Origin of the sequence: Promicromonospora iranensis, from assembly GCF_028994805.1 — a bacterium.
Lineage (GTDB): Bacteria > Actinomycetota > Actinomycetes > Actinomycetales > Cellulomonadaceae > Promicromonospora > Promicromonospora iranensis.
The window spans coordinates 22,201-35,571 of record NZ_JAJQQP010000006.1; the positions used below are offsets into that span (position 1 = coordinate 22,201).

Annotated in this window: 10 protein-coding genes and 1 riboswitch; of the genes, 3 read left to right on the forward strand and 7 right to left on the reverse strand. The window is 73.3% G+C overall.

Annotated elements, in window-relative coordinates; genetic code table 11:
• Nucleotides 1–2 precede the first annotated feature (2 nt).
• From LUM46_RS11135 to LUM46_RS11155, 5 genes are all read right to left on the reverse strand, one after another.
• The gene (locus LUM46_RS11135; RefSeq protein ID WP_274993972.1) at nucleotides 3–896 is read right to left on the reverse strand and encodes an SMP-30/gluconolactonase/LRE family protein; all 894 of its coding nucleotides are present in this window, start codon (nucleotides 894–896) and stop codon (nucleotides 3–5) included.
• 353 nt (nucleotides 897–1,249) lie between these two features.
• Nucleotides 1,250–1,801 carry a cysteine hydrolase family protein gene (locus tag LUM46_RS11140; RefSeq protein WP_274993973.1) on the reverse strand — a complete coding sequence of 184 codons (552 nt, stop codon included), beginning with the start codon at nucleotides 1,799–1,801 and terminating at the stop codon, nucleotides 1,250–1,252.
• Complete coding sequence (locus LUM46_RS11145) at nucleotides 1,798–3,222, reverse strand: purine-cytosine permease family protein (protein ID WP_274993974.1); 1,425 nt, start codon at nucleotides 3,220–3,222, stop codon at nucleotides 1,798–1,800. Before LUM46_RS11145 ends, LUM46_RS11140 begins: the two co-directional genes overlap by 4 nt.
• Before the next feature lie 121 nt (nucleotides 3,223–3,343).
• Nucleotides 3,344–4,150 carry a C40 family peptidase gene (locus tag LUM46_RS11150; RefSeq protein WP_274993975.1) on the reverse strand — a complete coding sequence of 269 codons (807 nt, stop codon included), beginning with the start codon at nucleotides 4,148–4,150 and terminating at the stop codon, nucleotides 3,344–3,346.
• Nucleotides 4,150–4,306: riboswitch (cyclic di-AMP (ydaO/yuaA leader) on the reverse strand. Its footprint overlaps the gene before it by 1 nt.
• Before the next feature lie 232 nt (nucleotides 4,307–4,538).
• A complete protein-coding gene (locus tag LUM46_RS11155; RefSeq protein ID WP_274993976.1) occupies nucleotides 4,539–5,069 on the reverse strand; it encodes a peptidoglycan-binding domain-containing protein in 531 nt (176 codons plus the stop codon).
• Nucleotides 5,070–5,342: 273 nt separating this feature from the next.
• On the opposite strand from LUM46_RS11155, the gene LUM46_RS11160 reads away from it, so the two are divergent.
• The 3 genes from LUM46_RS11160 to LUM46_RS11170 are packed head-to-tail and all read left to right on the forward strand — an operon-like array spanning nucleotide 5,343 to nucleotide 9,429.
• On the forward strand, nucleotides 5,343–7,373 hold the full coding sequence (locus tag LUM46_RS11160) for a serine hydrolase domain-containing protein (protein WP_274993977.1): 2,031 nt from the start codon (nucleotides 5,343–5,345) through the stop codon (nucleotides 7,371–7,373).
• A gap of 2 nt (nucleotides 7,374–7,375) precedes the next feature.
• On the forward strand, nucleotides 7,376–8,767 hold the full coding sequence (locus tag LUM46_RS11165) for a sensor histidine kinase (RefSeq protein WP_274993978.1): 1,392 nt from the start codon (nucleotides 7,376–7,378) through the stop codon (nucleotides 8,765–8,767).
• Nucleotides 8,764–9,429: a response regulator gene (locus LUM46_RS11170; RefSeq protein WP_274993979.1), complete on the forward strand. Its 666-nt coding sequence runs from the start codon at nucleotides 8,764–8,766 to the stop codon at nucleotides 9,427–9,429. Before LUM46_RS11165 ends, LUM46_RS11170 begins: the two co-directional genes overlap by 4 nt.
• Here LUM46_RS11170 and LUM46_RS11175 read toward each other — a convergent pair.
• Both LUM46_RS11175 and cofG read right to left on the reverse strand, forming a co-directional pair.
• Nucleotides 9,405–10,925: a flavin-containing monooxygenase gene (locus LUM46_RS11175; RefSeq protein WP_274993980.1), complete on the reverse strand. Its 1,521-nt coding sequence runs from the start codon at nucleotides 10,923–10,925 to the stop codon at nucleotides 9,405–9,407. The two genes, LUM46_RS11170 and LUM46_RS11175, sit on opposite strands and share 25 nt — an antisense overlap.
• Nucleotides 10,922–13,351, reverse strand: a complete 2,430-nt coding sequence (gene cofG / locus LUM46_RS11180) for a 7,8-didemethyl-8-hydroxy-5-deazariboflavin synthase CofG (RefSeq protein ID WP_274993981.1) — start codon at nucleotides 13,349–13,351, stop codon at nucleotides 10,922–10,924. Before cofG ends, LUM46_RS11175 begins: the two co-directional genes overlap by 4 nt.
• Between the last annotated feature and the right edge of the window lie 20 nt (nucleotides 13,352–13,371).

The following is a 13,371-nucleotide window of genomic DNA, read 5'->3' on the forward strand; positions in this document are numbered from 1 at the left end:
GCCTAGCGGATCCCCGCCACGGTCACGCGGACCGACAGCAGCATGTTCGTCGCCGTCACATACAGGACGTTCCGCTTGGGGCCGCCGAAGGTGAGGTTGGAGCAGACCTCGGGCAGCAGCAGCTTGCCGAGCAGGGTGCCGTCCGGGTGCCAGCAGTGCAGGCCGTCGTGGGCGGCCACCCAGAGCCGGCCGCCGTCGTCGACCCGGACGCCGTCGTAGCCGCCGGCGTCGGACGTGCCGAGCACCTCGCCGCCGGACAGCGACAGGTCGGCCCCCACGTCGAAGCGGCGCAGGTGCCGGTGGTGGGTGTCGACGAGGTAGAGGGTCCGTTCGTCGGCGGAGAAGGCGAGGCCGTTGGGGCGTTCGAAGTCGTCGGCGACCCGGGTGACCGAGCCGTCCGGGTCGATGCGGTAGACGTGGCAGCCGTCGATCTCCGGCGTGGCGCGGTGGCCCTCGTAGTCGTTGAGGATCCCGTAGGGCGGGTCGGTGAACCACACCGTCCCGTCGCTGTGCTCGACCACGTCGTTCGGGCTGTTGAACCGCTTGCCCTGCCACCGGTCGGCCAGCACGGTCACCGTGCCGTCCGGCTCGGTCCGCGTCACCGCTCGGTTGCCCTGCTCGCACTGGATCATCCGGCCGGCCCGGTCGATCGTGCGGCCGTTGGCGTATCCGCCGGGGCTGCGCCAGACGCCGATCCGGCCGGTCGCCTCGTCCAGCGCGAGGACCCGGTCGTCGGGGATGTCGCTGAACAGCAGCGTGCGCCAGGCAGGCGAGTAGGCGGGCCCCTCGAGCCAGCTGCCCTCGTCGTAGAGCACCCTGACGTGCTCGTCCCCGTTGACCGCCGCGAATCGCTCGTCGTGGCGCTCCCACTGGGCGCGGATCCTGGTGAGGGTCATGGTCAGCTCCTGGGTGCTCGGGCGCGTCGGCCACGTGGACGTGACGAGGACATCATGGGACCTGCAGCGACCCTGCACCCAATGCGCAGGACTGGCGCCGGTCTCCGGCGGCGCCGCGTCGTCGGGTGTACTCGTACAGCAGGTGCCAGCTCTGGTTGGCTTTGTTCGCCGTGGCCCTGCCAAGTTCACGTCAGCTGAACTGTTCAGCACAGCCCGTATCTGAGGGCCGCAGCCGAACGAAGGCCAGCACACCTGGCACCTGTCGAAACAGAGCTGCGCGCCCCGCCGGTCCCTATCGCTGATCCTCATCGCCGGTCGTCGTCGAGCCGAGCCGCGCCCAACGGAGCCCGGGATCAGCTGACCGCGAGCAGCTCGGCGGCCGTCGTCACCTCGATGAGCGGCGCGTACAGGCGCATGACCGCCAGGGCCCGCTCGTGGTTCTCCGGGGTCGAGCCCGCGCAGGCGTCCGCGACCACGAGGACGCGGCGGCCCGCGTCGGCGGCGGCGAGCGCCGTCGAGATGACGCAGCAGTCGGTGGCGACGCCCGCGAGCACGAGCTCGCCGGCGGACCGGGTGGCGGCCTCGAGCTCGGGGCCCCACTTGCCGAAGGTCGTGCGGGTGACGACGGGCGCCCCGGACGCGACGACGTCGGCCAGATCGGTGATCTCGTAGAGCGGGTCGTCCTCGGGCACGAGCGCGAACGGCCACTCGTCGAAGTAGGCGCGCCAGGCGCCGTCGGGCACCGCGGGGGCGACGTACCTGGTGAGGACGGTGCGGCCCGCGAAAGCGGGGAGCAGGCGGCGGGTCCCGTCGAGCGCTGCGGGGTAGTCGGGGGAGGCCCACGGGCTGGGCGGGCGCGCGAAGACGTCCTGCATGTCGATCACGACCAGGGCCGAGCCCGTCATCGCTCCTCCTGCCGACGTACCGCGCGGGCGCTCAGCAGGAGCGTGCCCACGAACCCGATGGCCAGCGCGACCAGCACACCGAGGTTGGCCCACGCCCAGTTGCCCTCGACCCCGCCGAGCGGCCCCAGCAGGTACCCCTGCCAGGCGAGCCACGGCGCGTAGGTGTTGGTCACGAGCCCCCAGCCGACGGCGGTGCCGGCCAGCACCAGGAGCACGGCCGCCCAGTTCACGGATCCGTACCGGCCAGCGGCGTCGTACAGGTCGGCGTCGGTGTAGTCGCGGCGGCGCAGCAGGATGTCGGCGAGGAGCACGCCGCACCACGCGGCGACGGGGACACCCAGGGTGATGAGGAAGCCCTGGAAGGGGCCGATGAACGAGTCGGCGACGAACACGACGTAGACCGCGCCGACGACCATGAGCCCGCCGTCGATGGCGGCGGCGACCCAGCGCGGCGCGGGCAGGCCCAGGGAGAGCAGGGCGAGGCCGGAGGAGTAGATGTCGAGCGCGGCGCCGCCGATGAGGCCGGCGAGGGCGACCACGACGAACGGGATGAGGAACCAGGTCGGCAGGAGGGTGGAGAGGGCGCCGATCGGGTCGGTCCCGATGGCCGCGTTCAGGTCGGGGTCGGAGCCGGCGAGCAGCAGGCCGAACACGAGCAGGACCACGGGGGCCAGCGAGGCGCCGAGGGTGGTCCAGCCCACGATCCGCGGGCCGGAGGCGGAGCGCGGCAGGTAGCGGGAGTAGTCGGCCGCCATGTTGACCCAGCCCAGGCCGAAGCCGGTCATCATGAACACGAGCCCGCCGATCACCTGCGGCGTGCCGCCCGCGGGGATCGCGGCGACCGTCGCCCAGTCGACGTGGTCGGCCACGAGGATGATGTAGACGACGGTCAGCACGGCCGTGAGCACGGTGATGATCACCTGCAGCCGCATGACGAGGTCGAACCCGAACACGCCCGCGGCCACCACGATGCCCGCGACGACCACGAGGGCCACGACCTTGGTGACCGTCCCGCCGCCCCAGCCGAGCGCACCGAGCACGGTCGAGGTCGCGAGGGTGGCCAGCGCCACCAGCACGGTCTCCCAGCCCACGGTGAGGATCCACGACAGGAGCGAGGGCAGCGTGTTGCCGCGCACACCGAACGCGGCACGCGAGAGCACCATCGTCGGTGCCGAGCCGCGCTTCCCGGCCAGGGAGATGAATCCGCAGAACAGGAACGAGACGACGATGCCGACCATGCCGATGACCGTCGCCTGCCAGAACGACACGCCGAACCCGAGGAGGTACGAGCCGTAGCCCAGGCCGAGCACCGACACGTTGGCCCCGAACCAGGGCCAGAACAGGTCGCGCGGCGTGCCGCGCCGCTCGGACTCGTCGATGGTGTTCAGGGCGTTGGCCTCGACGGCCGCGGGAACGCTCATGGCCGTGATCATGCCACCCGGCCGGGCAACGCACGAGGGCCCGCACCGTGTCGGTGCGGGCCCTCGTGGTCTGCGCTGCGCCTCCGGCTCAGCCTCTATCCATGTCGGCTGAGCCTGCGGCTCAGCCGACGCGGATGAAGGTCGGGCTGTCCTGCCAGATCTCCGTGTAGCGCACGGTCTGGCCGGGGACCGGCGCCTCGACCTGCATGCCGTCGCCGGCGTAGATGGCGATGTGGCCGGGCGACCAGATGAGGTCGCCGGGCTGTGCCTCGGCCGCGGAGACCGCGGTGCCTGCGTAGCGCTGCTCCGAGGAGGTGCGCGGCAGGTCGATGCCGGCCTGGGCGTAGACGTACGAGGTGAACCCGGAGCAGTCGAACCCGGCAGGCGTCGAGCCGGCCCAGACGTACGGCACACCGAGGTACTGCATGGCGATGGAGACGATATCGGACCCTGCGGCCGCAGCCGGGACGGCCTGCTCCACGGCTTCCTCGACGGGTGCCTCCGCGACCGGCGCTGCGGTCTCGACGACCTCCTCGACGACGGGCTCCGGCTCCGGCTCGGGAACGGGCTCCGGCTCGGGGGCCGGCGTCACCTCGATGGTGCCCGTCTCCAGCGTGAACTTGCTGTCGGCCGCGACCTGCACGGCGGGGGCGGTGGTCACGGCCTGTGCGGCAGCAGCCTGGGAGACCGAGCTGCGGGAAGCCTCGGTCAGGATGTCCAGCTCGGCGGTGGACGGCCCGTGGTCGACCACCGGCGCGGCGTCGGCGGGGGCGCTGAGCAGGGAGACGGCCAGGCCCGAGCCGGCGGCGACGAGCGCGCCACGGCGGGCGGCGCCGGAGATGCCCCGCGCCGCAGCACGGGAGATGGGGGTCAGCGGGGTGATGGGTCTGCGGGCAGCACGATGGCGCCCAGGCGTGCGAGTGGTCAAGAGGTTCTCCTGACGCCTACGAGGTGAGCTGTCGGATTCGGATCGGAGAATGACCCGGCCGCGTACTACCTGTGCGGCTTCACCCCAAGGACACCGTCGGTGCCCACTTACGTGGTTCCCCCGTCCCTGTCTTTTCGGTCTGTGCAGATCTTGGGGCGGTGACAGGGCTCGGCGCCCGCCTCAAGTGCCCGCGGCCTTCCCGCGAACCGGAGTGACCGTAACCCCGACCGACCCCAAAGTCACAATCGCGTTACGGCTTCCGGGTCGGCCGGGGTGCCACTTGACCGTATTGTCCGACATGAGATACGTCACTCGACCGCCGCCACGTCGTCGGCCGTGGCCGTCCCGAGGAGGTTCGAGCAGGCGCCGTCGACGTGTGTGACGCGGGTCAGCAGCTGTTGGAGCGGTACGCGGCGGTGCGATGGGCACCGTCGCCCTCGTGCCACCAGAAGTGACGGCCCTGGGTGTTGCGGTAGACCGTGAAGTCCGAGCTCACGCCGTCGTACCTCGCCTGCGCGCTGCCGTTGGTGGAGTCGATGATCCGCGTGAACTTGTTGTCCGCCTTGCCCCAGGTGTTCGGGCCGGCCTTGCCGTCGTTCTCGAGGTCGCTGTACCGCCTCTGGAAGCTCTCCGTCGCCGTCCTCGTGTTGGGGCCGAAGTGTCCGTCGATGCCGGAAGCGCTGAGCAGCCCTTCCGCGTGCAGCACCTGCTGCCACAGGCACGTCGCGGTGGAAGAGGAGTAGGAGGTGGTCGAGATGGTGCCCTCGTCTCCCCAGTCGTCGCTCATGGTGCCGGCACCGCTGACGTAGCCGTCGTTCGTGTTGGCCGACGCCGGTGCGGCGGTCGCCAGCATGCCGCCGGCCAGGACGAGGCCGGTGAGGGCGGCGATGGTTCCGGTCGCGAACTTTTTGTTGCGCACGTGGTACTCCCGTCGTCAGGTGGCCACACGTGTGGCCGAGGACCACTCAACTCCGGAAAGCCCTGGCGGAGAACGATTTGCGCCTCAGCGCAATCGGCGTCCATCGGCGCTGGACTGACGGACGACGCCGGACAGCGCGCCTCCACCAAAGGTCGTAGGCGAAGTGGGCACTCGTGCCCGATGTGGCGCGGCGGCCTGCCCGACAGGCTGGTCTCGTCCGGAAGAAAGCCTCCGGACCAGCCCGAACACCTGCCGAGCGCGAGGAGCGCGACGATGATCCCGACCTATGACCTACCCACCGAGCGGCCCGACGGCCGCCCCCGGGGTCCCCGCCGCGCAGCTGCGACGTTCGCCGCACTGGGCATCCTGACGATCAGCCTCGCGGCTGCCGTGCCGGCTGCCGCCGCGGCTGCCGAGCCCACCCCGGCTCCGCCGATCTCGGCCCCGGCGGGCGCACATACGCTCGGGCAGGCCGACGTCGACGCCTGGCTCGACGGCCTGCTGCCGGCCGCGCTGGAGACCGCGGGCATCGCCGGCGGCGTCGTCACCGTGGTCGACGACGGCGAGATCGTCACCACCCGCGGCTACGGCTACGCCGACACCGGCACGACGGGCGGCGAGGCCGTGCCGGTCGACGCCGAGCGGACGCTGTTCCGGCCGGGCTCGGTGTCCAAGCTCTTCACCGCCACCGCCGCCATGCAGCTGGTCGAGAGCGGCGACGTCGACCTCGACACCGACATCGCCGCGTACCTCGACTTCGACGTCCCGCGGTCGTTCGACGGGCCGGTCACGCTCCGGCACCTGCTCACCCACACCGCCGGCTTCGAGGAGCGGCTCGCTGGGCTCATCGGCGCGGGCGACACGTCGCCGGTGCTCCGCGACGAGCTCGCCGAGGAGCCGCCGGAGCAGGTCTACGAGCCGGGCACCGTCCCCGCCTACTCGAACTACGGCAACTCGCTGGTCGGTTACATCGTCGAGCGCGTGAGCGGCGTGCCGTTCGAGGAGTACGTCGAGCGCGACATCCTCACGCCCGCCGGGATGACGTCGTCGACCTTCGCCCAGCCGCTGCCCGACGCCTTGCGCGACCGGATCTCCCAGGGCTATGCCACATCGGCCGACGCCCCCGGCCCGTTCGAGATCGTCGGGACGCCGCCCGCCGGGGCGCTGACCGCGTCCGCGCCCGACATGGCGCGCTTCATGCTGGCCCAGCTCGGCGAGCCCGGCACCGGCTCGATCCTGGAGCCGAGGACGCTCGACCTGATGCACGCCCCGGCGCTCGACGAGAGCTTGCTGGGCAACCTCGCCGCGGCCTCGCGGATGACGCTCGGCTTCTTCGACGAGAGCCGCAACGGGCACCGCATCATCGGCCACGGCGGCGACACCAACTACTTCCACTCCCACCTGCAGCTCTACCCCGAGGAACGCACCGGCGTCTTCGTCTCGCTGAACAGCACGGGCAGCAGCACCCTCGCCACCCTGGAGCTGCGCGACGCGGTCCTGCACGGCTTCACCGACCGGTACTTCCCGGCCGACGCCGCCCCGGTGCCCAGCACCGTCGACGAGGGGACCGCCACGGAGCACGCGGCGATCGCCGAGGGCAGCTACGTCGCCGCACGCGGCATGCAGAGCACGTTCCTGGCCTCGCTGGAGGCCTTCAGCGCCACACAGATCACCGCGCGGGAGGACGGCCGCCTGCTCATCACACCGGGCCCGCTCAGCGACTCGCCCGCCCTGTACGAAGAGGTCGAGCCGTGGGTCTGGCGCGAGGTCGACGGCCAGCGCACCATCACCATGCGGGTCGCCGGTGACCGGGTCGAGGCGATCGGGATCGAGGGCGCCTTCACCATGCTGCCCGCCCAGCCGGAACGCACCCCCGGCGTCGCGCTCCCCGTGCTCGGCGTGTCCGCGCTGATCCTGCTCGTGGCGGCCGTCGCCTGGCCCGTCGGCGCGATCGTGCGCCGGGTCCGGCACCGGTCCCTCCCCGAGGGCGCCCGAGGCCTGAGCAGGATCCTCACCAAGGTCGCCGGCGTCTGCGCGGTGCTCGCCCTCGGCGGCTGGACCGCCACGCTCCTGACCGTGATGGGCCTCGAGGACGTCTCGGAGTTCTCCCTGCGCCAGCTGCAGGTGGTCCAGGCGATCGGCGTGCTGGGGATCGTCCCCGCGGTGCTCCAGGTCGTCGGCGCCGTCCGCCACCGTCACGGCTGGCGCCGGATCCTCGGCACGGTGCTCGTGGTCCTCGCGCTGGCCGGAATCGCCTGGTTCGCGATCGAGTTCCGCCTCCTCGCGCCGTCTGTATCGTACTGACGATGCCCACGACCGACGGTTCCACCGTGCTCGACGACGTTCGTGTCCTGCCGCGGGTCAGCGGGCTCGACACGATGCTCACCCGGCTCGGCGTGACGAGCGTGCGGGGCCGGGACAGGCTCTTCGCGGCCGTCGTCCTGCTCCTGACGGTCGGCGTGCTGGTGGTGCTCTTCGAGTACGTGCTCGGCACCGTGGGTCTGACGGTGGGCCCGGTGCAGGCGGGGGTGCTCATGGTCGCCGTGTGCGTCCAGGCGCTGCCCCTCGCCCTGCGCCGGACCCGGCCGGTCCTCTGCCTCGGCCTCGTCGTGGCCTGCCAGGTGGTCATCATCGCGACCTCGCCGGCCGACCTCTCGCTCGGTGGCATACCGCAGGTCGTCGCCGGCTACACCGTCGGCACCCTGCTGCCCGCCCGCCGGGCGCTGGCGGTGACGGGTGCGGCGGTGCCGGTGGCGGCGCTCGCGGCGACGGTGACGGCTCTCGTCTCGGGGAACGACCTGCTGGTGCCGGTCGCCAACCACGTCGTCTCGGCCGTCGGGACCTACGTGGTCAGCGCGCTCATCGGCGGCGCGGTCGCGACGCGCCGCCGCTACGTCGAACTGCTCCGCCTCCGGGCCGGCGAGCTGCTCCGGACCCAGCAGGTGAACACCCAGGCGGCCATCGTCGCCGAGCGGTCCCGCATGGCGCGCGAGCTGCACGACGTCGCGGCCCACCACCTGTCGGGCCTGGTCGTGCAGGCCGCCGCCGTCGAGCGCCAGATCGACAGCGACCCGGAGACCGCGAAGAAGGGCACGGCGTGGATCCGGGCGCAGGGCAAGGAGACGCTCGACAGCCTCCGGCTCATCGTCGGCGTGCTCCGCGAGCGGCCGGGCGCCGACGGGCCCGGTGCGGACGCGCACGACGCCCCACCGCCCGGGCTGGGGGCGCTCGACGGGCTCGTGCAGACGGCGCGCGTGCTGGGCTCCGCCGTCGACCTGGTCCGGGTGGGCCGGCCGCGCGAGCTGGCCCCCATCGCGGACGCCGCGTTCTACCGGGTGGCCCAGGAGTCGCTCTCGAACGCTCGCCAGCACGCTCCCGGCGCGCCGGTGCGGATGACCGTGCGGTTCGACGAGCGGGCGGTCTCGCTCGAGGTCGTCAACGGGCCGGTCGCGGGTGGCGCCTCACAGGGCTCGGCCCGTGACCCGGCTCGGCAGGGCATGGGGCTGATCGGGATGGGGGAGCGGGCGCAGCTCGTGGGCGCGACCCTCACCGCCCGACCGACGCCGTCCGGCGGCTGGCGGGTGCTGCTGACGCTCCCGCTGCACCATGAGCAGCACGGGCACGACGAGCAGCGCGCGAGCCAGGAGAACCAGGAGCCCGCGCAGTCCGCGGCGCTCGTCGAAGGGGGACAGGAATGATCAGGGTCTTGCTCGTCGACGACCAGGCGGTGGTCCGGGCAGGTTTCCGGTTCCTCCTTGAGCAGGCCGACGACATCGAGGTGGTCGCCGAGGCCTCGAACGGTCCGACGGCGGTCGAGCTCGCCCGTCGGCACAGCCCCGACGTCGTCTGCATGGACGTGCGGATGCCGGGCGGTGATGGCCTCGCTGCGACGCGCGAGATCGTCGCGAGCGGCGGCCCCGACGGCGCGACACCTCCGGCGGTGCTCGTCGTGACGACCTTCGACCTGGACGAGTACGTCTTCGGCGCCCTGGAGGCGGGGGCCGGCGGCTTCATCCTCAAGGACTGCGAGCCCGAGGAGCTGATCGACGCCGTCCGGCGGCTCGCCGACGGGCACGGCCTCATCGACCAGGCCGTGACGCGCCGCGTGATCGCCGAGTTCGCCCGGCGCAAGGCGCCGCCGGAGCAGGCGTCGGACATCGCGCCGCAGCTCACGGCCCGCGAGTCCGAGATCGTGCGGCAGCTGGCCCGTGGGCTGTCGAACGCGGAGATCGCCCACGAGCTGGTCGTGGAGACCAGCACCGTGAAGTCCCACCTCGGCCGCGCGATGGCCAAGGTGGGCACGCGCGACCGCCTGCAGACGGTGGTGTGGGCCTATCAGAACGGGCTCGCACCACACTGAGGAGAACACACGGCTGCGTCGTTGCGGGCGAAGGGGGCCGGGTCGAAGACGCCGAACCGTTCGCGGTACTCGGCCGCCCGGCCGGGCCACAGGAGCGTGAGCCGGCCCGAGCGCTCGTCGACGTACCAGCTGCGGCACCCCCCGCGCAGCCACACCGTCCCGGCGGCGCGCTCGTCGATCTCCCGCGTGTACGCGGCCTCGGCCGCGGCGGACACCTCCAGCGGCCCGCCCGTCTCGTCCTGGTGGTCGAGCGCGCCGAGCACGTAGTCGATCTGCGCCTCGATCACCTCCAGGGCGGAGTGGTGGCCCAGCCCGGCGTTGGGGCCGTCCAGCACGAACAGGTTCGGGAAGCCGTGCACCACCGTGGAGGCGTGGCTGGTCATGCCGTCGGCCCAGTGCTCGGTGAGCGTCTGTCCGCCGCGGCCGGCCAGCAGGTGGGCGAACGGCGGCCGGGTGGTCTCGAACCCCGTGGCCAGCACGAGCACGTCCACCTCGTACCGCGCGCCCGACGCCGCGACCAGCGTCGATCCTTCGACCGCGACCGGCGGGCCGGGCTCCAGCGTGACGTGCGGCTGCTGCAGCGCCGGGTACCAGTCGTCGCTGAACAGGGCGCGCTTGCAGCCCACCGCGTAGTCCGGGGTGAGCAGAGCGCGCAGCGCGGGGTCCGGCACCTGGGCGCGCAGGTGTGCCTCCGCGCGCTCCCGCAGCTCGGCCTCCGCCGTCGTGCCGGCCACGCGCGCGTCGAACAGCCGGTCGGCCTCCTCCGCGAGCGCCGCCCGGTCCGGCCGGGCCTCGCCGGGGGCGTAGGCGCGGTCGCCGCGCGGGAGCACCCAGGGCGGGGTGCGCTGCAGCACGACGACGGACTCCGCCCGGCGGGCCAGCTCGGGGACGAGCTGCACGGCGCTCGCGCCCGTGCCGACCACACCGACCCGCAGCCCGGCCGGCAGGTCGCGGTCCCAGCGGGCGGAGTGGAACACCCGGCCGGGGAACGTGCCGAGCCCCGGGAGGTCGGGCACGCGGGGCTCGCTGAGCCGGCCGACCGCCGTCACCAGCACGCGTGCGGTCAGCGGGCCGCGGGACGTCGTCAGGTGCCACGCCGCCTCGTCCTCGTCCCAGCGCGCGCCCGTGAGCTCGGTGCCGAGGCGCAGGTGCGGGACCAGCCCTTCGGACCGCGCGACGTCCCGGACGTACCCGTGGATCTCGGCGCCCGGCGCGAACACGCGTGACCAGGCCGGCTGGGGCAGGAAGGAGTACGAGTACAGGGCGCTCGGGATGTCGCACGCGACGCCCGGGTAGACGTTGTCGCGCCAGGTCCCGCCGACGTCGTCGGCCCGTTCCAGGACCACGAAACCCGTGCGTCCGGCGCGGCGCAGCCGGGCGCCGAGGCCTACCCCGGCGAGCCCTGCGCCGACGACCGCCACGTCGACGGCGGTGTCCGGTCCCGGCCCCGTGCCGCTGCCGGGGTCCGAGCGTGTGGCCTGGTGCGTTCCCGTCACCCCACCTGCCCGTACGTGGTCGTGCGCTGCCGGACCGGACGGCCCAGCTCGCCGGCGAGCCGGGTCACGTCGGCGACCGTCAGCTCCCGCCCCTGCTCGGGGCCGGCGTCCGGGTCCAGGACGCCGTCGAGCAGCACACCGCCCAGGTCGTCGGCGCCGCCCGCGAGCATGCGCTGCGCGCCGCGCATGCCGAGCTTGGTCCATGCGGCCTGCACGTGGTCGATCCGCCCGGCGAGCATCAGCCGTGCCACCGCGTGCAGGGCGCGGCTCTCGCGGAGGGTCGCCGTCCGGGCACCGGGCACCGGCACCGGTGACTCCGACGCCAGCCACGGCATCGGGATCAGCTCGGTGAACCCGCCGGTCGCGTCCTGCACGAGCGCCAGCCTTCGCAGGTGTCGTACCTGGTCGCGTGCCGACTCGACGTGCCCGTACACGATCGTCGCGGTCGACCACAGGCCCGCCGTGTGCGCGGTGGTGACCAGCTCGACCCAGCGCTCGGCGGGGATGTCGGTGCCGCCCGTGAGCAGGTCCCGGATCCGGTCGTCGAGGATGCGCGCGCCGGTGCCGGGCACGGTGTCGACGCCGGCCGCGCGCAGCTCCGTCAGCCAGTCGGCCAGCGGGAGGCCTGCACGGGCGGCGCCGTCGGCCAGCTCCGCCGGGCGGAAGGCGTGCAGGTGCAGGCCCGGCCCGCCCTGCTTCACGGCGCGCGCCAGGTCGAGGTAGCCGTCCGCGCCCGCCGACGTCGGCGGCACGCCCTGGGCGCACACCTCGGTGGCGCCGAGCTCGACGGCCTCTGCCGCCAGGTCCGCGACCCGCGCGGGGGAGAGCCCGAGGGACGCGTCGATGTTCCGGTTCACCGCGTACGTCACCGCGTCGCCGACCCGCCCGCGGCGCACCTGGTCCGCGAGCGCGCCGAGCTCCTCGAGGTCGGAGCCGGACGCGCCGAGCAGCTCCACCCAGGCGGCGTCGTCGACCCCCGCGGCATCCGCGGCGACGTCCGCGATCAGCCGCCGAAGCCGCCCACCCCCACCCCCACCCCCACCCCCACCCGTCCCGTTGAGTGCTGGGTATTTGCGGTCTGCGGGCTCGGAATCGCGCAGATATCCCGCACTCAACGAGGTGGAGGCGGGGAACTCGCCGAGCAGGGCGTCGTGGCGGGCCAGGCCGTAGTCGTCCGCCAGGGTTAGCACGCGGGTCCGCAGGCGGTCGTCGAGCCACTCGGCTCCCGCGCGGGCCTCGCGCAGGTAGTGCGGGTGCGCGGTCAGACGCTCGCGCAGCGTGTAGCCGCCCTCGCCGGTGAGCCGGGCCAGGTCCTCGATCTGCGGCCAGGGCCGCTCGGGGTTCACATGGTCGGGGGTGAGCGGGCTGACGCCGCCCCAGTCGTCGATGCCGGCACGCACGAGGAGCTGGAGCTCGGCGGCGTCGGTCAGGTTGGGCGGCGCCTGGACACGCATGCCCGGGCCGAGCAGCACCCGGGTCACGGCGACGGCGGCCGCGTACTCCTGGGTCTCCAGGTCCGCGGCGCCCATCATGGCCGTGGCCGACTTCGCGCGGAAGTTCTGGACGATCACCTCCTGCACGTGGCCGTGCCGGGCGTGCGCGTCGCGCAGCGCCAGCACCGAGTCCACGCGTTCGGCGTAGTTCTCGCCGATGCCGAGCAGCACACCGGTGGTGAAGGGGATGCGGGACCGGCCGGCGTCGTCGATCACGCGCAGCCGCAGGGCCGGGTCCTTGTCGGGGGAGCCGTAGTGCGCCTCGCCCTTCTCGGTCCACAGCCGCGAGGAGGTGGTCTCCAGCATCATGCCCATCGAGGGACCCACCGGCTTGAGCCGCTGCATCTCCGCCCACGACATGACGCCGGGGTTCAGGTGGGGGAGCAGGCCGGTCTCGTCCAGGATCAGCCGGGCCATGTGGCCCACGTACTCGAGCGTCGAGGAGTAGCCGTGGTCGTCGAGCCACTGGCGGGCGACCGGCCAGCGGTTCTCGGGGCGGTCGCCGAGCGTGAGCAGGGCCTCCTTGCAGCCCAGCGCCGCGCCCTGCGCGGCGACCTCCAGGACGGCGTCGGCCTCCATGTACGGCGAGATGCCCGCCTTGGCGAGCTTGCCGGGCGACTGCACGAAGATGCAGTAGTGGCACCGGTCCTGGCACAGGTGCGTCAGCGGCACGAAGACCTTGCGCGAGTACGTGATGACGCCGGGCCGCCCGGCCTCCTGCAAGCCCGTGTCGCGCATCGTGCCCGCGACGGCGAGCAGACGGTCGAGATCGGCGCCGCGGGCGTGCAGCAGCGCCTCGGCGTCCACCCGGTCGGGCGATGTGCCGCCGCCGTCCTCCAGGCGGTCGAGGGCCGCGTCCAGGACCGCACGGTCCGGGGATTGTGGCTGGTCGGCGCCACGCGAGGGCATGCGCAGGGTCAGGGGAACAGTCATGGGCCCACCTCGGGTGCGGG